Here is an 18,975-nt window from a genome sequence, read left to right as displayed (position 1 = left end):
CTATCCATCATTTTATTAATCAATCAATTTTTTAATTAACTGATCTAGATCCTCCTTTAAAAAAATATATTCATTATTCTCGACATCCTTTGATTTATCTCTTAATTTCTTCATCAATAAATGACCTTTTGATGCTTCATCCTCCCCTATAGTTAATGCCCATTTTGCCCTGCTCTTATCTGCACGCTTAAATTGTTTAGAGAAAGATGAGCCTGAGTAGTCCAATTCAATTTTCAAGTTGAATGATCTTAACTGACAAGTAATTTCCAAAGCAAGTTGCGCAGCTTTTTCACCTCTATGAATGACATAAATATCTGGAGATTTAGATTCTAAAATTTTTTCTCCAGCAAGTATTATAAGTCTTTCCATCCCAATAGCCCATCCAATTGAGGGCGTTTGAGGACCTCCTAATTCGCTTATTAGCCCATCGTAACGACCTCCACCACAGACAGTCGCTTGAGAGCCTAAGTGATCGCTTGTGATTTCAAAGGCTGTATGAGAATAATAATCAAGTCCCCTTACCAAATTATTGTTGATTTTGTATGGGATCTTTAGCTTATCGAGTAAATCCAATAGAGAATCAAATCTAATTTTACTCTTTTTCGATAAAAAGTCGTTTAAAGAAGGAGCTTCAAATAAAAGTTCTTTCGTGGAATTATTTTTACTATCTAATATTCTCAGGGGATTAACATTTATTCTTTTCTGGGAATCTTCATCCAACAAATCAAATCTCTGACTAAGCCAGTTCTTTAACTCTTCTTTGAAAATATTTCGGTCTTCATTACTTCCAAGACTATTAATTTCTAAAGTCAAATCAACTAGACCAAGGTCTTTTAAAAAGTCCCAAGCAATTGAAATAACCTCAGCGTCACTCATAACAGAAGACAATCCAACAAATTCAACTCCAATCTGATGGAACTGTCTTTGTCTTCCTGCTTGAGGTCGCTCGTATCGAAACATTGGACCTCTATACCAAAGTCTTTGAGGCCCATTATTTAATAATCCATGTTGAACTATTGACCTCGCAACAGAAGCTGTTCCTTCAGGCCTCAAAGTGCAAGAACGACCACCTCTATCGTCAAAGCTGTACATTTCTTTGCCCACAACATCAGTATTTTCTCCAATTCCCCTTGAAAACAATTCTGTTTGCTCGATAATCGGTGTTCTAATTTCATTAATCCCAGCTCGACTAAAATGTTTTAGTGCAATTGATTCGACCTTTTGCCAACCCTGACTCTGAGCAGGCAAAAGATCTAGCATTCCTCTTAAATTCTTGAAATTGGTCAAAGTAGCTTCAAAAAATTATTTGTTGTTTGTTTAATAGTAATTGAATACCTAAACTATTAAATAATATTTAATAAGTGATTTTGCTAAACCAAATTGGTAAGACTAAATTTCGAAAGGGCTTTGAGTCTAATCCTCTAGTCGGGTAGCACCTGAGTATTTAACCAACCAATAATTAACTCTTCTTCTCACATTAAAAGGCATTTCATTTTGGAGTTGAATTAACTCAATAGCTCCAAGTCGTTTTAGTTCTTTTGACTCAAGACTCCACATTTTTTCCGCTTCACAAATCAAACGAGCCCAACTTCTTGAATGCTGCCATTGCCTGAGACGCTTTTTTAATTCATTACCGTCAGTCTTACTTTTAACAAGACGAAACTGACCAACTATATTTTCCTTAGTGAAATATTTTCTCATAAATCAATCATGGAGAAAACTCAAAAAAACTCATTTATCAATACATTAAACATATAGCAAAGATTTGAAATGAGTACTTTATGAAAAATACGCTTCAATCATAAAAATCAACAACCTGTACGGGGAATTCTAATTTTTCCATATCCCTACGACTCATTTTTCTCGACCAGGCACCCTTAATTGCATCATTCCATCTAAAGCCAGCATTTTTTGCTAGATGCCTTTTCTCATAGGAGATCTCAGCACGAAGCAAAACTTTTGGTTCTAGCGCTCTAATCAACAATTTTTCAAGCTCACCACATCTTTTGAAGACCTCTGCCAAATATATGCAATCTGTCAAAGCTCTGTGTGCATTCCAAACTGGTACACCATAAGCCAATGCAAGATCTCTTACTGACGGGCGAGCCTTCAATTGTCTATCAGCTGGCCAAGTTATGTCATCCATAGAGCAAATCCATTTTTTTTCAATTTGAGGCAATTTTTTAAAACCAAACCATTTCTTATCAAATTCTGCATTGTGAGCAACAACTACATCTGATACTCGAACTAAAGATTCGAAATATTTAATCGCTTCAGATACAGGTTGAGGCAATCTAGTAATTTCAGCAGGAATATTATTTATTTTTTCTGCTTTGTTGATTTCAACGGGTAAAAGGAAGGATTGCTGCGCTAACACAGATCTACTTTTGACATTAAAAAGGATCGAACCTACTTCAAGACAATCATCTTTTTCATTATCGAGGCCTGTGGTTTCTGTATCCAAAATCAGGATATTCTCAAGTGAACTCTCTTTCTTTAAAATTCCAAGCCGTTCTTCGTTTAATTTCGAAGATTTTTTTTCTCCTAGATCTTTCTCTTTATTATTGACAATTTTTTTTGTTTTTTCATTTAGAAAGTCAAGCTGCTCACTCTCTTTCTGATGATTTTGCTCTTCTTTCACATTAAAATTAATTAGTCATCCTTCTATTATTATCGAAAAAAAATAGAGTTGAATAAAAACTTAGCAGAACATTAAAAGACAAGATACTTATATATTTAATTTATAATCGTTGTCTATATTTCTTTAAAGAGTGATTATTCATCGATGAGCACTGTTAGACATATAAATAATATTTCATGTCATTGGCCATATAGGCCTGTTGGTCTTATAGAAATAATTGGAGGTAGCTATATTTCAATAAAGCCAGAAGTTACATATAAAAAACTTATTTCTGGTTTTTTGCAAAGAAATTTTGCAGTACATTTATGGAGCTATGTGCCTAACTTTGACCATCAACTTCAATCGAATCAAGCCTGGAAACAATTCCGTAAATCTCATAAAGTTCTTGAGAGAAGAGTCGGCTTAATTCCAAAATCAATAAGGTTGGGTCATAGTCTTGGTTGCAAATTACATTTACTAGCACCTGATGGAGGGAGGAATTGCGATGGTTTAGTAGCTATAAGCTTTAATAATTTCAAGGCAACTAAATCTATCCCTATGCTTAGGGAAGTATCACAAAGGATAAATTTCCAAACTGAATTCAGTCCAAATCCTGCAGAGACATTCAATCTTATTAGAGAACACTATGAGCAAAAAAATAATCTATTAATAAAGTTCAAAAATGATAATCTAGATCAAAATAATTTATTACTTAAATTACTAAAGGATAGAAATTCAGATAAGTCTGAACTAATTCGACTTGATGGTAATCATTTAACCCCAGTAAGCCTAGGTCTTAGAGAAAAGTTCCTCAAATCAAATTCCCAGCAATTTTCAAAATACGAAAAAATTGATTTCATAGTCGATAAAATAACAAATTGGAACCTTTAATATTAACTTCTTAATTTGTCTAAAACTGATCTATCTTCAAGAGTACTTGTATCGCCGCTTATTTCATCTCCCGAAGCCAGTGCCCTCAAAATTCTACGCATTATTTTTCCACTTCTTGTTTTAGGAAGAGAATCAGTGAATTTAATTTCATCAGGTTTGGCAATGGGTCCTATTTCATTAACAACGTGCTTTTTTAATTGTGCATCAATATTTTTATTTCCTTCTACTTCTGTTTTCAACGTGACAAAGGCTACTATTGATTCTCCTTTTAAATCATCAGGTCTACCAACAACTGCAGCTTCTGAGACGAACTCATGACTAACCAAAGCTGATTCTATTTCCATTGTTCCAAGCCTGTGACCAGAGACATTTATAACATCATCAACTCGACCCATAACCCAAAAATAACCTTCTTCATCTTTTCGAGCGCCATCTCCAGCAAAATATATATAGCTATTGTCTGAAGGCTTTAAATACTCCCAGTAACTCTCTCTGAATCTTTTTTCATCTCCATAAACATTTCTCATCATTCCAGGCCATGGTCTTTTAACTACTAAATATCCACCCTCATTATTAGCCACAGAATCCCCGTCAGAATTGACCACATCGGCTTCAATCCCAGGCAAAGGGAAAGTTGCTGATCCAGGCTTGGTTGAAGTTGCTCCGGGAAGAGGACTAATCATTACTCCACCAGTTTCTGTTTGCCACCATGTATCAACTATTGGGCACCTCCCTCCTCCTATGACATCTCGATACCAAATCCAAGCCTCAGGGTTGATGGGTTCTCCAACAGTTCCTAAAAGTCTCAAACTTGATAAATCGTATTGATTAGGAATCTTTTCTCCCGCTTTCATAAAAGCCCTTATAGCGGTTGGAGCAGTATAAAATATCGAAATTTTATGCTTTTGAATCACATCCCAAAAAGCCCCTGGATTTGTTGGCCTAGGAACTCCTTCATACATAACAGTAGTTGCCCCGTTAGATAGTGGGCCGTAAACGATATAACTATGTCCAGTTATCCATCCCACATCAGCTGTGCACCAATAAACATCATTTTCACGAATATCAAAAATCCATTTAAAGGTTAAATGAGCCCAAAGGTTATACCCAGCAGTTGTATGAACCACTCCCTTGGGCTTACCTGTAGAACCTGAGGTATATAGAACAAATAAGCAATCCTCACTATCCATGTGCTCTGGCAAACATTCTTCAGATTGACTATCTACAATTTCATGCCACCAATGATCTCTAACATCATCCATGACAATATTTTTTTTAGTCCGTTGAACAACAATTACTGATTCGACCTTTGGACAGACACCACCTTCCAATGCTGAGTCAACAGCATCTTTAAGAGGAATTACCTTATCTTTTCTAAAGCCGCCATCAGCTGTAATAATTGCTTTTGCTTCTCCATTAATTAGTCGGTCTCTGAGTGCCTCAGAGGAAAAGCCTCCAAATACCACTGAATGTGGAGCTCCAATTCTTGCACAAGCAAGCATTGCAATTGCGGCTTCAGGCACCATAGGCATATACAAAGCCACAAGATCTCCTTTGCCTATACCTATAGATTTGAGTGCATTAGCGGCTTTGCAAACTTCCTTGTGTAGCTGTTTATAAGTATATTTTCTTTGATCACCTGGCTCACCCTCCCAAATCAATGCGACTTTGTCTGCTGTTGGAGTATTTAAATGGCGATCTAAGCAATTAAAAGAAATATTAATCTTGCCTCCATCGAACCATTTTGCGAATGGTGGTTTAGACCAATCGAGTACCTTATCAAAAGGTTTAAACCAATTTAATTCTTCTTTAGCCGCATCACCCCAAAACTTATTTGGATCTGATTTAGCCATCTGCGACATTTTTAAATACTGAGAAAAAGATGAGATTCTACTTTTACTAGCAAAGTCTTCAGAAGGAGGGAAAACTCTCTGTTCGTGAAGAACAGACTCAATAGAGTTAGAATTGTTTGAATTCATGAAAGATAAAAACAACTTTTCATTTATTGCATTCAAGCTATTTCTGAGCAAAAGGCTTGGATAGTGAAACTCTTATTTAAAACAAATTCACAATGAAGAAAGATTGGAATTTTCCTAAAGCATTTTTATTTGATCTTGATGGAGTTTTAATTAATTCAGAACCCTTACATGGAAAGGCATGGAAAGAAACCGCTGCGTTTTTTGATCTAAATCTAACTCAAAGCCAATTAAAGCTCCTAAGAGGCCGAAGAAGAATTGATTGTGCAAATGAATTGCTTAAATTGATTCCGAAGAAAGTCAAAGTAGAAGACTTACTGAAACTACATAAACCCATTTCAAAGAAACTCATTCTTACAGCGCAAGCAATGCCTGGCGGAGAAAGTTTAGTCAAAAGGTGTTATGAATACAATATCCCAATGGCATTAGTGACAAGTAGCAGCAATGAATCTGTCGACATTAAAACTTCCCCACATAAATGGATGAATCTATTTTCTATAAGGGTTCTTGGTGATGACGAACAACTATACAAAGGGAAACCTGCCCCTGATCCATATCTTCTAGCTGCTGAAAAATTAAATATTGCGCCTCAAGAATGCTGGGCTATTGAAGATTCAATTTCCGGAGTATCTTCAGCACTTGAAGCAGGATGTTTTGTTTTCTTTTTAAAAGAAAAAAATAATGACCTTCCGAAAAAAGAAATTTTTGAACAAAACAAAAATTTAAGCGAAATAAATCATCTAAAAGAAATTGAGAAAATATTAAATGACTTTCTAATTAATAAAGCCTGCTAATAACGAATTCAGGCAATTCAAGCAATGCTTTTTTTGATGGTGATTCTGGTAACCAAGAAATTGAATCTTTAGACTCCGAAGCAAATTTCTCTGCTAATTCTCTTGATTTCCTAATCGCACTTGAATCCCTTACTAGAGAAAGAGCCTTATCAAGATCATCTTTTTGGGAGAATTTAGCATTAATAAGTTCGCCAAGAGTTGGATTCTCCTCCAACGCATAGAAAACAGGCGCAGTAAGGTAACCACTTTGCAGATCACTTGCCGCTGGTTTCCCTAGCTGTTCATCATTACCAGTAAAATCGAGAATATCGTCAACGACTTGAAAAGCTAATCCTAATTGTCTTCCATAAAAATAGAGCGAATCTAAGCTCTCCTGATCTACATCGGATAGAACACCAATCGCCTTTGAGCTATTAGCAATAAGGGAAGCAGTTTTACAATAACTTTTCTCTAAATAACCCTCAAATGATTGACTAGAGTCAAATCTATTTAGGCCCTGTTTTATTTCTCCTTCAGCTAGATCCATAATTACCCTGCTTAACAATTTAACAACATCTAAATTCTCAAGATTTGCTAAATGCCAACTCGCTTGTGCAAACAGAAAATCCCCTGCAAGTACAGCTATCCTTGGATCAAATCGGCTATGTACGGTTTCAACACCTCTTCGGATATCTGCTTCATCAACAACGTCATCATGCACAAGGGAAGCGGTATGAATCATCTCCGTGATTTGGGCTAATTTTCTATGCTTCAAAGGAAGATCCTTTTCACTAGTCAAGGCTCTGGAGATCAATAAGACAATTCCAGGTCTTAAACGTTTACCCCCTGCGCTAAAAAGGTGTTCTGCAGCCGCCTGCAAAATGGGGTGTCCAGCACCTATAAGGCTGCGTAGATCCAAAAGCAAAGCTTCTAGATCAAGTTCTACAGGTTGAAGAATTTCCGTGGCTGTGGTCATAGAAGCGCTCTGCTTTTTGATATTAAGAGACACAACCCTTGTTCTGTAGTGAAACGAGATTAACTTCAGGAAACACGTTTAACCAATGCTTGGCTTTAAGAGGAAAATGCTTTTGATCGGAGGTCACATAAAACTTTGATTCAACTAAAAATCTTTTCTTTAAAAAATTGCTCATTTCTGAATCCATAAACAACTTTAATTTCAAAGAAAGAGCTTCAGCAGGGTCTATCAATTTAACACTGGAAGGTAATATATTAGTGAGTAAAGGGGTTATTAGAGGATAATGACTACATCCAAGAATTAAAGTATCAATTTTCTGATTTAAGAGAGGTTGTAAATATCTAATTGCAACATTAGTAATATCCTCTGAATTGATATTATCCATTTCAATCATTGGCACAAATTCCGGACATGGTTGCTCAATCACAAAAGTTTTTGGCTTATATTTTAAAATCGCATTTGTATAAGCCTTTGTTCTTACTGTAGAGGGGGTAGCGATAACACCCACCCTTGATTCTTGGATAGTTGAGGCTGCAGAGCCAATCAAGTCAAAAACAGGAACATCTAATTTCTTCTTGAGCAAATCCAATGCTATTGCATTAGTTGTGTTGCAAGCAACCAAAAAAGCATCGATATTTTGCTGACTAAACCAAGACGATATTTCTTCAGCAATTTGCATGATCTCATCAGTTGTCTTCAATCCATAAGGAAGTCTTGCCGTATCAGCCAAATATATAAATGAAGAATTTGGACATAATTGAATCACCTTTTTTAAAACCGTGAAGCCCCCAACACCACTATCGAATAATCCAAGACGCATACCTAATTCGAAACTTTGAGATAATTCAGTATTCCCTTGGCAATAGCAAAAGACATTTTATCTCTGTAACCTTTTTGACGTAACAAATCTGCATCATACATACCAGTAACAAATCCAATCTCTACTAAAGCTGCAGGCATAGAAGTTTTTCTAATCACATAAAAGCGAGATCTACGAACCCCCCTATCAGGGCTTTGAGGAGAAAAAATTAAAATCTGTTTTTGAATATTTTTTGCTAAAGAATAGCCTCTAAAACCAGAGTAATAATAAGTCTCTAAACCATTTACATCTTTCCGCCTTCCTCTTGTTGCGTTTGCATGAATACTTACAAAAGCATCTGCTTTTGAATCATTGGCTTTAGTAACTCTTGGTTGTAAGTCTAATGTTCTCTCATAGTTCCTAGTGAGTAATGTTTTAACCCCTTTCTTTGATAGGAATACTGAAACACTCTTCGAGACCTCTAAAACAATATCAGTTTCTCGCAACCCATTTATTCCAACAGCTCCAGGGTCTGTTCCACCATGACCTGGATCTAAAACAACTTTATACTTTCCATACGGAACATTAGGCAAGGAGGAAATATCTAAATCTTCATTCTTTATTACTTCATAAGTTCTCTTTATGGAATTTCTTAAGATATTTCCCTCTTCTATAGAACGAAAAGAATTACTTTCTAAACCAATTAATTTCAACTCCCAATTGTTTGGAGAAGTACCAATTAATTGTAATTTTGAGTGTTCTAATTCAACTGATGGTGCAAATTCTATAACAAGCCTTGTTTTACCCTTTGAAGGCTTACCTAGTCTAATTTCCTTAACTGATCCATTGCCTTTAATAGTTCTAGGTTTGCTTAATTCTCCCGGAAAGTCAATCCATACTCTTTCACCTATATCTGTAGTTGATGATTGATAAAAAGCATCTAAGTTAGTTCCAGAAGAAGTTCTTAATTTCAGGCTTCCATTACTGGTCAAAGCCCAAGCTGCAAGCGCACTAGCAGATCTTATTGGTAAAGGAATAAAAAGATTGGAACAAAAAACAAATCCTGTAAAAAATACTAATTTTGACTTTAAAGATTGATCTTTAAACATCAACTAAAAAGCTCTGTTTTTCGATGCTTTAGACTAGGCATTTGTCCTCTAATTCTCTCAACTCTTTTTTGGTCAGCAGGTGCTATTGCAGCTCCTTGAACCACCCCTGCATCTGCAAGGACTGTCCCCCATGGATCAATTACCATCGCATGGCCATGACTTTGTCTTCTGCCATAATGGCGACCAGTTTGGGCTGGTGCAACAACATAAGCAGTATTTTCTATAGCTCTTGCTTGAAGTAATACTTGCCAGTGATCTTTACCAGTAAAAGCAGTGAAAGCAGCGGGAATCATTAATAAATCTGCACCCTTATTGACCAAATCTCGATAAAGCTCAGGGAATCTTACGTCATAACAAATAGATAATCCGATTTTGCAAAGACCTGGAACATCTACAACAGGTGGAGATTGACCTCCAGACACAATTGTTTCAGATTCTCTATACGTATTACCTTCAGGAAGATCAACGTCAAACAAATGAATCTTGTCATATCTAGCCAAGGATTGACCATCTTTTCCAAATAATTCTGCTCTGTTTAAAGTTCTTTCTCCATCACCAGCAGGGACAGGAAAACCACCTCCAAGCAAAACAACCTGATATCTTCTAGCCATTGTGACTAAAAAGCTATTACATTTTTCATAGATTGATGATGCAATTTTTAGTTTTTTTTGATCCTCACCCAAAAAAGCAAAGTTTTCAGGAAGCCCAACAAGATCGGCCCCACGCCTCGACGCTAACTCAATTTGTTCTTCTGCCGCATTGAGGTTTGCATCTATATCTGAGGTACTGGTTAGCTGTAGGGCCGCAGCCAAAAAATCTGACACTGAGTTAAAAAAAAATAATTTAAAAGTTTAGTTTGAGCGAAGTACGCCCATCTCAGTCTGTTTTGGAATAACAGAAAGATTGTCCAAAGAAGCACAACAAGCGAAATCATCATCATGATTACCTATTCCTGCAAGTCTTTGTCCATGACTTGCAATACGTAAACATCCTTCAACATCATCCTCCCAAGTTTTCCACAATGCGATAGAGGCCATTAGTTCATCATTCAATACTTGTACGGACTCTAATTGATCGATTAAAAGAGAGGCTAAAGCTCCGGCGGCCAAAGAATCTTCAAGAGAGTAAGAGCCTTCCCATCCACTACCCACAATCCAAACTTCATTTGGATTATCACTTTTCAATCTTTCAGCAATAGCTTTTCTGTTCGGAAGTGCCATTGTGTACAAACTTTTGGATTCCCTAACACGATGAAGTGATCTTGTTCCATTAGTAGTGCTCATAAAAACTCTTTTTCCTCTTACATTTTCAGTTGAAACTCCTAATGGAGAATTTCCCAAGTCAAACCCCTCTAATTTTTTTCCTCCTCTCTCGCCTACAAGAATTTTATCCTTTTCTGAGAAAGACTTTGCCTCATTTTTAAGTTCATCAACATCTGCAAATACTTGTACTGAATCAGCACCATTTTCCAGAGCCCAAGCAATTGTTGTTGTTGCTCTAAGCACATCGATTACTACAGAAGATTCAGGGATAATTCCACTTGGCACATCTGCTGCTACAGAAAAATAAGAAAGTTTCATTTCCACAAACGCTGAGAACTTGCGTCACAGTAACTAGATAATTAGATTAATCGTGCAGACCTTCATGAAATTATTTCGTCAAGAACCTCTTACACGTGACATCAGAGATTTTCTCTCTCTTTTGGAAAGCAAAGGTCAATTAAAGAGAATAAGCAGTGAAGTTGATAGTGATTTGGAAATAGCGGCAATAAGTGATCGAGTACTGGGAATGGGAGGACCTGCTCTTCTTTTTGAAAACGTAAAAGGTTCATCAATGCCTGTTGCTGTAAATCTACTTGGGACGATGGAGCGTGTTGTATGGAGTATGGGATTAGAAAAGCAAGAAGAATTGGAGGATTTAGGAAAAAAATTAGCACTTCTTCAACAGCCAAGGCCTCCAAAAGGATTTACAGAAACCAAAGCTTTTGCCTCAGTTGCTTGGGATCTACTCAAAGCACGTCCTGATATTGATCTCTTACCACCATGTCATCAAAAAGTCATAGGTGAGAAAGATTTGGATCTAAATCATTTACCACTTTTACGACCATGGCCTGAGGATGCAGGAGGAGCTATTACATTGGGTCTGGTCATAACCAAAGATCCTGAGACAGGCGTCCCTAACGTTGGCGTTTACCGGCTCCAAAGACAATCAGGTAAGAGCATGACAGTTCATTGGTTAAGTGTAAGAGGAGGAGCCAGGCATCTTCGCAAAGCTGCTGCCATGAACAAGAAACTAGAAGTTGCAGTTGCTATTGGAGTACATCCACTTCTTGTTATGGCTGCAGCCACTCCAATTCCAGTGCAGCTTAGTGAATGGCTTTTTGCGGGTTTATATGCAGGAAAGGGTGTTCGATTAACGAAATGCAAAACCATCGATCTTCAGGTACCAAGTCACAGTGAGATAGTTTTAGAAGGATCAATATCTCCTGGAGAAGAAATGATAGATGGTCCTTTTGGGGACCATATGGGATTCTATGGAGGAGCTGAGTCTTCACCCTTAATAAGATTCCACTGCATGACCCAAAGAAAAAAACCAATATTTTTAACAACGTTCAGTGGTAGGCCTCCAAAAGAAGAGGCGATGCTGGCAATAGCCTTAAATCGAATTTATACACCAATACTTAAGCAACAAATCCCTGAAATTGTTGATTTCTTCCTTCCAATGGAAGCTTTGAGTTATAAATTAGCCGTTATCTCAATTGATAAGGCGTATCCAGGACAAGCGAAAAGAGCTGCAATGGCCTTTTGGAGTGCATTACCCCAATTCACTTATACAAAATTTGTCGTTGTTGTCGACTCAACTATTAATGTAAGAGATCCTAGACAAGTTGTTTGGGTCTTATCCAGTCAGGTTGATCCTCAAAGAGATCTATTCATTCTCGAAAATACTCCTTTTGATTCCCTTGACTTCGCAAGTGAGAACATTGGCCTAGGAGGAAGACTAGCAATTGATGCAACGACAAAGATTGGGCCAGAAAAAAATCATGAGTGGGGAAAACCATTAACAAGACCGAAAGATCTTGAAGACAAAGTTGATGAAAGATGGGCAGAGCTAGGATTATCCGAGATAGAAAACACCCAACCCAGTCCTGAATTATTTGGTTACGTCATCGATGAACTAATGCGTCAAAAACAAATAAACAATTCATAAATAAGAAATTAAGCATATCAATAAATAAAATAAAGAAAATTGATTGTTTTTTAATTGAAAGTTCCCACGAAAGATCAGTCTTTAAGAAATCTTCAAAAAGGAGGGGAACTCTTTGGGAAAGTAAAAGTACCTGGAGATAAATCAATATCACATCGTGCTCTTTTATTTGGTGCTATTGCTAAAGGGAAAACAATAATTAAGGGCCTATTACCTGCAGAAGATCCCATTAGCACCGCTGAATGCTTGAGGTCAATGGGTGTAAATATTACTCAAATTAAAAAAGGAGAAATTGTTGAAGTTAATGGTGTTGGATTAAATGGTTTTAAAGAACCACAAGATATTTTGAATTGTGGAAACTCAGGAACAACCATGAGATTAATAATGGGATTATTAGCTGGCCAAGAAAATCATCATTTCATTCTTACAGGAGATAAATCGCTCCGAAACAGGCCAATGAAAAGGGTAGGACAACCGTTAAAAATGATGGGGGCCAATATTTCTGGAAGACGTGGGGGAGACCTCGCTCCTCTATCAATTATTGGAAGGAAATTAAGAGGTGCCGTAATTGGCACTCCAGTAGCAAGTGCTCAGATAAAATCTGCAATCCTACTTGCTGCTCTTAATGCAGAAGGTTCAACTACTGTTATTGAACCTGCCAGATCAAGAGATCATAGCGAAAGAATGTTAAAAGCCTTTGGAGCCAACCTAGAAGTAGGTGGTGAAATGGGTAGACATATAACTATTTCTCCGGGGAAAGATCTAAAAGGTCAATCAATTATAGTCCCAGGTGACATTAGCTCTGCCGCGTTTTGGCTGGTTGCAGCTAGCATCATACCCGGATCAGAATTAATCATTGAAAATGTTGGTCTAAATCCAACAAGAACTGGAATACTTGACGTATTAGAAACAATGGGAGCAAATATCAATGTAATAAACAAAAGAGCTGTGGCCGGTGAACCTGTAGGAGACATTGAAGTTTACTACAAAGAAAACTTGAAACCATTTAAAATTGATGGAGAGATAATGCCTCGACTAGTAGACGAAATACCTATATTATCTGTAGCAGCATGTTTTTGTAAGGGTATTAGTCAAATCAAAGGAGCAAGTGAATTGAGAGTCAAAGAGACTGATCGTTTAGCAGTAATGGCCAGGCAATTACAAAGAATGGGCGCAAAAGTAGATGAACATCAAGACGGGCTAACTATTTATGGAGGGAATGATTTAAAAGGATGCGAGCTTGATAGCGAAGATGATCACCGTATCGCCATGAGTTTAGCTATTGCATCAATAATGGCTAATTCTAATTCGACATTAAGACGTAGTGACGCTGCAGCAATCTCATACCCTGATTTTTGGAATGATCTTATGAGACTTCAACAAAAAAATTAGCATTTCTTAGAATTGAATGATTTTAAAATACGTACGACAAAAGATGGTAGTTTAAGTCTTTATAGCTTGAACTATGAAGAAGGGTTTCATGATAAAGACGGAGCGCTAAGCGAGTCAATCGCCAAATATTTATTACCAGCTCAATTAGAAAAATTTTCCACCACAAAAAAGATAGTTGTTTTAGATGTTTGCTTGGGATTGGGCTATAACACTGGATGTATTCTCGAAAAATTATTTCAAAGCAACATACAGACTGAATGGCATGGGCTCGAGATTGATCAAAGGCCTCTAAGTCTTGCTCTTAATGAAAAAAAATTTCAGAGAATTTGGTCTCCAAAAGTATTGCATTTTTTTAATTGCCTAAAAAAATCAGGTAAATGGACTGACGGTTTTAGCGAAGGAAGTATTCATTGGGGAGATGCAAGACAAAAGATTTATGAAATACGAGATTCTTTAAGGTTTGATTTAATTCTTCTTGATCCTTTTTCTCCACAAAAGTGTCCCGAGCTATGGAGTGAGGAATTCATCTCTTTATTAACCGAAAGGTTATCTGTAAAAGGACGCTTGATCACATATTCAACTGCTGCCTCCATTAGAGCGAGCCTCATAAGAGCTGGTTTAAGAATCTATTCAATAGCTCCCTCTATCGATGACCAACACAAATGGAGTTCAGGGACAGTTGCTATGAAAAAGAAAATAGAACAACATAATATTTCAGAAAATTGTCAGTTTAAAGACTTAAGTACCAGGGAAATAGAACACCTTGCCACTCGTTCGTCAATTCCTTACAGAGATCCCACAGGGAAAGGAAGCTGTAAAGAAATTATTACAACAAGAAAAATAGAACAATCTAAAAGTCAATTAATAAGCACTTCATCATGGAGAAAACAGTGGAATACTGCGCAATAGTTTTAAAGCGATTAGATTTCATCAAAAAAGGACTCTAATGCTTGCCATCGCAATTTTAGCGGCTGGGAAAGGTACGCGAATGAAAAGTAAGTTGCCGAAGGTTCTTCACCCTTTAGCTGGAAAATCACTTATTGACAGAGTTTTGTCTTGCACTCAAGGGCTCAAGCCAAACCACAAGTTAATAGTTGTAGGACATCAGGCCAAATTAGTAGAGGACTCTTTAAAAAATCATAAGGACTTAGATTTTGTTCTTCAGGAACCTCAAAATGGTACTGGACACGCGATCCAACAATTAAGACCTAGGTTAAAAGGATTTAATGGAGAACTTTTAGTATTAAATGGCGATGTTCCACTGCTAAAAGAAAAAACTCTAAGTTCGCTTTTAAAATTTCACAAAGAATCTAATGCGAGTGTAACTTTTTTATCTGCAAATTTAGACTCTCCAAAGGGATACGGGCGAGTATTCACAGATGAGGCGGGACTAGTCCAACAAATCATCGAAGAGAGAGATTGCACTAATGAACAACGAAAAAATAAATTAATAAATGCGGGTATTTATTGTTTTAAATGGCGGGAATTATTAGATGTTTTGAACTTATTATCTAACAAAAACAGTCAAAATGAAATATACCTGACAGACACAATAAGTTTACTCAAAAAAGCATTGCATTTTGAGATAGATAATCCATTTGAAATCAAAGGGATTAATGATAGAATTCAACTTTCTGAATGCGAACACTTCATCCAAAAAAAACTTAAATCATCATGGATGAGCAAAGGGGTTACATTCGTTGATCCTATTAGCTGTTCGCTGAGTGAGGATACGACCTTTGGCACAGACGTAATTATTGAGCCACAAACACATCTTCGTGGTAAATGTAATATTGGCAATGGATGTCATTTAGGACCAGGTAGTGTCATAACAAATTCAACACTTTCGGAAAATGTTTTAGCCATTCACTCAATCATCAATGAAGCCAAGATTGGAAACAATACATCCATAGGTCCATTCGCTCACATAAGGCCAGAATCACAAATAAGTGATAATTCTAAAATAGGGAACTTTGTAGAAATAAAAAAAAGTTTTATTGGTGAAGGGACAAAAATCAATCATTTAAGTTATTTAGGTGATTCAGCTCTTGGAAAGAATATTAATATTGGAGCAGGGACTATTACAGCTAATTTTGATGGCAAGAATAAACATAAAACAATTATTGATGATTATTCAAAAACCGGTGCTAATTCAGTCCTAGTTGCACCAATCAAGATAGGGTCACACGTAACCATAGGTGCAGGATCAACTATAAGCAAAGATGTTCCTGATAAAAGCTTAGTCGTTGAAAGGTCAAAAGCAATTATTAGAACTAAGACTAATTAACCACAACAACGACATTATTGATGTAAAAATGGTAATACTTTTTCCAATTCTAACTTACGACTACCTTTAATTAAAATATTATCTCCCGGTAAAAGCCACGATAATAGTGAGATAGCAGCATCTCTTGGCGTTCTAACAACACTATGATTTGGTAATTCTTTGATTGTATTTTCTATGAATGTAGTTTCCTCATCACAAGAGACAAAAACAATTCCCGTAAGACCTAATTCAATAGCTCTTTTAAGAACTTTCTGATGAAGCAAAGCACTTTCAGAGCCTAGTTCAAGCATCGTACCTAAAACTGCAAAATGTCTACCAGGCTTGCTCACTAATAACTCTAAAGAAGCCAGAACAGATTCAGGAGATGCATTATAAGTCTCATCTAAAACTAAATATTGACCACAATCAACCAAGCTATTTCTTCCCATGGGCATATTTAATTTTAATTGATCAAGATTCTTTATTGATAGTCCTAATTCTCTTGCAACGGTCAATGCCATAAAAAAATTCATAGCATTGTGTCTTCCTTCAAGGGGCAATTTAAACTTACTTCCTTCAAAAAGCATGAAATTATTTTGCATATCAACTTGAGCAATATAATCTGGCTCAATATTTTGAAAAGGGAAATAGTCATCATTACAATCCAACCAATTCAGAGAAAAGCCCTCTATTGCTAGTCGAACAATACGTCCTGACCATTTTTCTAATAAAGCTTTTTCTAAAAGCTTGTCACCGAAAGGAATAATCACAACGCCATCTGGACTTAGGCTTGAAGTGATTTCAGACTTCGCTTTTGCAATATTTTCTCTACTTCCAAGAATACCAATATGAGCTTGTCCTATATTTGTAATTACAGCAATATCAGGTTCTGAAGCACGAGAGAGACGTTGAATTTGACCAAAACCACGCATACCCATTTCAAGAACAAATGCAGCATCTGTTGCAGAACCTCTAAGCAGTGTTTTTGGAACGCCTACATCATTATTTTCATTCCCTCTGCTTGAAACAATTTCACCAAGAGGAGACAGTATTGCCCTAATCAATTCTCTTGTAGTTGTTTTACCAACAGAACCAGTAACAGCAACTACAGGAAGATTTAAATTCCTCCGATGCAGCAATGCGATCTGTTGATAGGCGTACAGAGTATCTGGGACTACCCAGTGAGGCAGGTCATTTGGAACCAAACCATGAAATTGTTCTGAAACTATAGCTCCCTGTATACCAGTATCAAAAGCCATATCTAAGTAATCATGGCCATCAAATGAAGTCCCTACTAAAGGGACAAAGAAATCACCTTTTTCAGTTGTCCTCGAATCAGTAGATATACGACCAACTGGCAAATCAAGATCTGTTTCTTTTTGATTGGCTGGCATCCCCCATAGTTCTGTTAAGTCCTTAAAAGTAATATCCATGCAAATATGAACAGAAGAAAAATAAGCTAAATCGTCAAAATTACTATAATTTTATTTTTTTCCCTTTTCTTGAAGGATCAGCTTCTTGACCATAAGAAAACTTTTCAACCTCTGCTGCATCTGGAGAAGGCTCCTTAATTCCACAAACATCTTTATACATTAATTCATATTCCTTCGCCGATCTATCCCAACTATATTTATTTGACATTGCTCTTACTTGTAACTCCTTCCAACTTTTTCGATGCCTATATGCTTCCCAGGAACGAACTAATGCTGTATAGAAGTCAATTGGTTCATACCTATCAAAACAAAATCCAGAACCTGTTTCGTTCATAGGATTGTAAGGCTCTACTGTATCAACCAAACCACCTACTTTCCTAACGATCGGAATAGCACCATAACGCATAGCTAAGAGTTGACTAATTCCACATGGCTCAAAACGACTAGGCATTAGGAATGCATCAGCGCCTCCATAAATTAGCCGTGATAATGCATCATCATAAGTAAGAAAAACAGAAAAACGACCCGGATACTCAATTGCAAGTTGCCACAAAGCTGATTCTAAATATCGATCACCTGTGCCAAGAACAACGACCTGAGAGTCAGTATAAGAAAGAAGCCTATTAGCCACCTGTAGTAAAAGGTCAATACCTTTCTGATCAACAAGTCTACCAACCATTCCCATAAGATATTTATCTGGGTTAACTTCAAGTCCCATTCTTTCTTGAAGGACTTTTTTATTAGTTGCTCTACCAGAAAGATTATCTACACTAAATTTAGCTGGCAATGAATTATCCGTCTCTGGATTCCACTCATCTAAATCAACTCCATTTAATATTCCACGTAATTTTCCAGAAATATAATTTAAAAGTCCCTCTAATTTTTCTCCATATTCAGATGTTCTTATTTCCCTTGAATAAGTTGGAGAAACCGCATTCACCCTATCGGCATACAACATAGCTGATGCCATGGTGTGGTCACCATGCATATACCAAGGGCACCAAGTTATCTGATCAAGTTTCCATCTCCATGGTCCTTGATACTTGAGATTATGAATAGTAAATACCGTGCTGATTTCAGGGTCTTGATGCATCCAAACTGGGATCATTCCAGTATGCCAATCATGGCAATGGAGGACTTGTGGTTTCCATGAATTCCAAGAAAATTCGGATACTGCACTCGCAAAAAAAGTAAATCTCCAATCTTCATCTTCTCCTCCGTAAATACGCTCAGAATCAAAACATGGGTGTCCAACCAAATAAATTGGCAACCCATTAGAGGGATGCCTTGTTTCAAAAACAGCGAAGTCAACACCCATTGTGTTGGCCCGAAAAATAGGTTCTGGAGCAATATCCATCAAAGCCCATAGTTTTCCATACCCTGGAATTATTAATCGAACATCATGTCCAAGTTTTTTAAGCGCAGGAGGCAATGAACCAACAACATCACCCATACCTCCAACCTTTATCATTGGAGCGCATTCAGCAGCAGCAAAAAGTATTCGCATTTAATTCATGAAAAAAGAAAGATTTA

Annotated in this window: 17 protein-coding genes; 6 read left to right on the top strand and 11 right to left on the bottom strand. The window is 36.8% G+C overall.

Annotated elements, in window-relative coordinates; genetic code table 11:
- Window positions 1-15 precede the first annotated feature (15 nt).
- From hisS to AC6EI0_RS00300, 3 genes are all read right to left on the bottom strand, one after another.
- Complete coding sequence (gene hisS / locus AC6EI0_RS00310; RefSeq protein WP_498522564.1) at window positions 16-1,287, bottom strand: histidine--tRNA ligase; 1,272 nt, start codon at window positions 1,285-1,287, stop codon at window positions 16-18.
- Window positions 1,288-1,413: 126 nt separating this feature from the next.
- On the bottom strand, window positions 1,414-1,701 hold the full coding sequence (locus tag AC6EI0_RS00305; RefSeq protein ID WP_498462455.1) for a hypothetical protein: 288 nt from the start codon (window positions 1,699-1,701) through the stop codon (window positions 1,414-1,416).
- A 94-nt stretch (window positions 1,702-1,795) separates the two neighbouring features.
- Complete coding sequence (locus tag AC6EI0_RS00300; RefSeq protein WP_498522563.1) at window positions 1,796-2,641, bottom strand: 3'-5' exonuclease; 846 nt, start codon at window positions 2,639-2,641, stop codon at window positions 1,796-1,798.
- Window positions 2,642-2,785: 144 nt separating this feature from the next.
- Between AC6EI0_RS00300 and AC6EI0_RS00295 the strand changes: the two genes are divergently transcribed.
- A complete protein-coding gene (locus AC6EI0_RS00295; protein WP_498522562.1) occupies window positions 2,786-3,511 on the top strand; it encodes a DUF1350 family protein in 726 nt (241 codons plus the stop codon).
- 2 nt (window positions 3,512-3,513) lie between these two features.
- Here AC6EI0_RS00295 and acs read toward each other — a convergent pair whose 3' ends face one another.
- Window positions 3,514-5,490, bottom strand: a complete 1,977-nt coding sequence (gene acs, locus AC6EI0_RS00290; RefSeq protein ID WP_498522561.1) for an acetate--CoA ligase — start codon at window positions 5,488-5,490, stop codon at window positions 3,514-3,516.
- Between the two features lie 92 nt (window positions 5,491-5,582).
- Between acs and AC6EI0_RS00285 the strand changes: the two genes are divergently transcribed.
- A complete protein-coding gene (locus AC6EI0_RS00285) occupies window positions 5,583-6,281 on the top strand; it encodes an HAD family hydrolase (RefSeq protein WP_498522560.1) in 699 nt (232 codons plus the stop codon).
- On the opposite strand, the gene sds is transcribed toward AC6EI0_RS00285, so the two are convergent.
- From sds to AC6EI0_RS00260, 5 genes are read right to left on the bottom strand one after another with little or no spacing between them, the layout of a single operon-like run.
- Window positions 6,265-7,236 carry a solanesyl diphosphate synthase gene (gene sds, locus AC6EI0_RS00280; protein ID WP_498522559.1) on the bottom strand — a complete coding sequence of 324 codons (972 nt, stop codon included), beginning with the start codon at window positions 7,234-7,236 and terminating at the stop codon, window positions 6,265-6,267. The two genes, AC6EI0_RS00285 and sds, sit on opposite strands and share 17 nt — an antisense overlap.
- Window positions 7,237-7,258: 22 nt before the next feature.
- On the bottom strand, window positions 7,259-8,056 hold the full coding sequence (murI, locus tag AC6EI0_RS00275; RefSeq protein WP_498522558.1) for a glutamate racemase: 798 nt from the start codon (window positions 8,054-8,056) through the stop codon (window positions 7,259-7,261).
- Between the two features lie 2 nt (window positions 8,057-8,058).
- Window positions 8,059-9,144 carry an N-acetylmuramoyl-L-alanine amidase gene (locus AC6EI0_RS00270; protein WP_498522557.1) on the bottom strand — a complete coding sequence of 362 codons (1,086 nt, stop codon included), beginning with the start codon at window positions 9,142-9,144 and terminating at the stop codon, window positions 8,059-8,061.
- A complete protein-coding gene (locus tag AC6EI0_RS00265; RefSeq protein ID WP_498522556.1) occupies window positions 9,144-9,968 on the bottom strand; it encodes a carbon-nitrogen hydrolase family protein in 825 nt (274 codons plus the stop codon). The genes AC6EI0_RS00270 and AC6EI0_RS00265 overlap by 1 nt, the downstream gene beginning before the upstream one ends.
- Before the next feature lie 27 nt (window positions 9,969-9,995).
- A complete protein-coding gene (locus AC6EI0_RS00260) occupies window positions 9,996-10,724 on the bottom strand; it encodes a 2-phosphosulfolactate phosphatase family protein (RefSeq protein WP_498522555.1) in 729 nt (242 codons plus the stop codon).
- A 64-nt stretch (window positions 10,725-10,788) separates the two neighbouring features.
- Between AC6EI0_RS00260 and AC6EI0_RS00255 the strand changes: the two genes are divergently transcribed.
- From AC6EI0_RS00255 to glmU, 4 genes are read left to right on the top strand one after another with little or no spacing between them, the layout of a single operon-like run.
- The gene (locus AC6EI0_RS00255) at window positions 10,789-12,354 is read left to right on the top strand and encodes a UbiD family decarboxylase (RefSeq protein WP_498522554.1); all 1,566 of its coding nucleotides are present in this window, start codon (window positions 10,789-10,791) and stop codon (window positions 12,352-12,354) included.
- A 54-nt stretch (window positions 12,355-12,408) separates the two neighbouring features.
- The gene (gene aroA / locus AC6EI0_RS00250; protein ID WP_498522553.1) at window positions 12,409-13,743 is read left to right on the top strand and encodes a 3-phosphoshikimate 1-carboxyvinyltransferase; all 1,335 of its coding nucleotides are present in this window, start codon (window positions 12,409-12,411) and stop codon (window positions 13,741-13,743) included.
- Between the two features lie 12 nt (window positions 13,744-13,755).
- Complete coding sequence (locus AC6EI0_RS00245; RefSeq protein ID WP_498522552.1) at window positions 13,756-14,652, top strand: MnmC family methyltransferase; 897 nt, start codon at window positions 13,756-13,758, stop codon at window positions 14,650-14,652.
- Window positions 14,653-14,689: 37 nt separating this feature from the next.
- Window positions 14,690-16,030 (top strand): bifunctional UDP-N-acetylglucosamine diphosphorylase/glucosamine-1-phosphate N-acetyltransferase GlmU, encoded by a 1,341-nt coding sequence (glmU, locus tag AC6EI0_RS00240; protein ID WP_498522551.1) that lies wholly within the window; start codon window positions 14,690-14,692, stop codon window positions 16,028-16,030.
- 14 nt (window positions 16,031-16,044) lie between these two features.
- On the opposite strand, the gene AC6EI0_RS00235 is transcribed toward glmU, so the two are convergent.
- Both AC6EI0_RS00235 and glgA read right to left on the bottom strand, forming a co-directional pair.
- Complete coding sequence (locus AC6EI0_RS00235) at window positions 16,045-17,442, bottom strand: UDP-N-acetylmuramoyl-tripeptide--D-alanyl-D-alanine ligase (protein ID WP_498522550.1); 1,398 nt, start codon at window positions 17,440-17,442, stop codon at window positions 16,045-16,047.
- Between the two features lie 43 nt (window positions 17,443-17,485).
- Window positions 17,486-18,949, bottom strand: a complete 1,464-nt coding sequence (glgA, locus tag AC6EI0_RS00230; protein WP_498522549.1) for a glycogen synthase GlgA — start codon at window positions 18,947-18,949, stop codon at window positions 17,486-17,488.
- Window positions 18,950-18,975 lie beyond the last annotated feature (26 nt).

Source organism: Prochlorococcus sp. G5PB11 (assembly GCF_059772425.1).
The sequence above is the reverse complement of the archived record's forward strand: the minus strand, read 5'-3'. Positions and strand labels throughout refer to the sequence as shown.

Coding starts and splice junctions, on each gene's coding strand:
- AC6EI0_RS00305 (WP_498462455.1), bottom strand. CDS start 1,701: ATGAGAAAATATTTCACTAAGGAAAATATAGTTGGTCAGTTTCGTCTT.
- AC6EI0_RS00295 (WP_498522562.1), top strand. CDS start 2,786: ATGAGCACTGTTAGACATATAAATAATATTTCATGTCATTGGCCATAT.
- acs (WP_498522561.1), bottom strand. CDS start 5,490: ATGAATTCAAACAATTCTAACTCTATTGAGTCTGTTCTTCACGAACAG.
- AC6EI0_RS00285 (WP_498522560.1), top strand. CDS start 5,583: ATGAAGAAAGATTGGAATTTTCCTAAAGCATTTTTATTTGATCTTGAT.
- sds (WP_498522559.1), bottom strand. CDS start 7,236: ATGACCACAGCCACGGAAATTCTTCAACCTGTAGAACTTGATCTAGAA.
- murI (WP_498522558.1), bottom strand. CDS start 8,056: ATGCGTCTTGGATTATTCGATAGTGGTGTTGGGGGCTTCACGGTTTTA.
- AC6EI0_RS00270 (WP_498522557.1), bottom strand. CDS start 9,144: ATGTTTAAAGATCAATCTTTAAAGTCAAAATTAGTATTTTTTACAGGA.
- AC6EI0_RS00260 (WP_498522555.1), bottom strand. CDS start 10,724: ATGAAACTTTCTTATTTTTCTGTAGCAGCAGATGTGCCAAGTGGAATT.
- AC6EI0_RS00255 (WP_498522554.1), top strand. CDS start 10,789: ATGAAATTATTTCGTCAAGAACCTCTTACACGTGACATCAGAGATTTT.
- glmU (WP_498522551.1), top strand. CDS start 14,690: ATGCTTGCCATCGCAATTTTAGCGGCTGGGAAAGGTACGCGAATGAAA.
- AC6EI0_RS00235 (WP_498522550.1), bottom strand. CDS start 17,442: ATGGATATTACTTTTAAGGACTTAACAGAACTATGGGGGATGCCAGCC.
- glgA (WP_498522549.1), bottom strand. CDS start 18,949: ATGCGAATACTTTTTGCTGCTGCTGAATGCGCTCCAATGATAAAGGTT.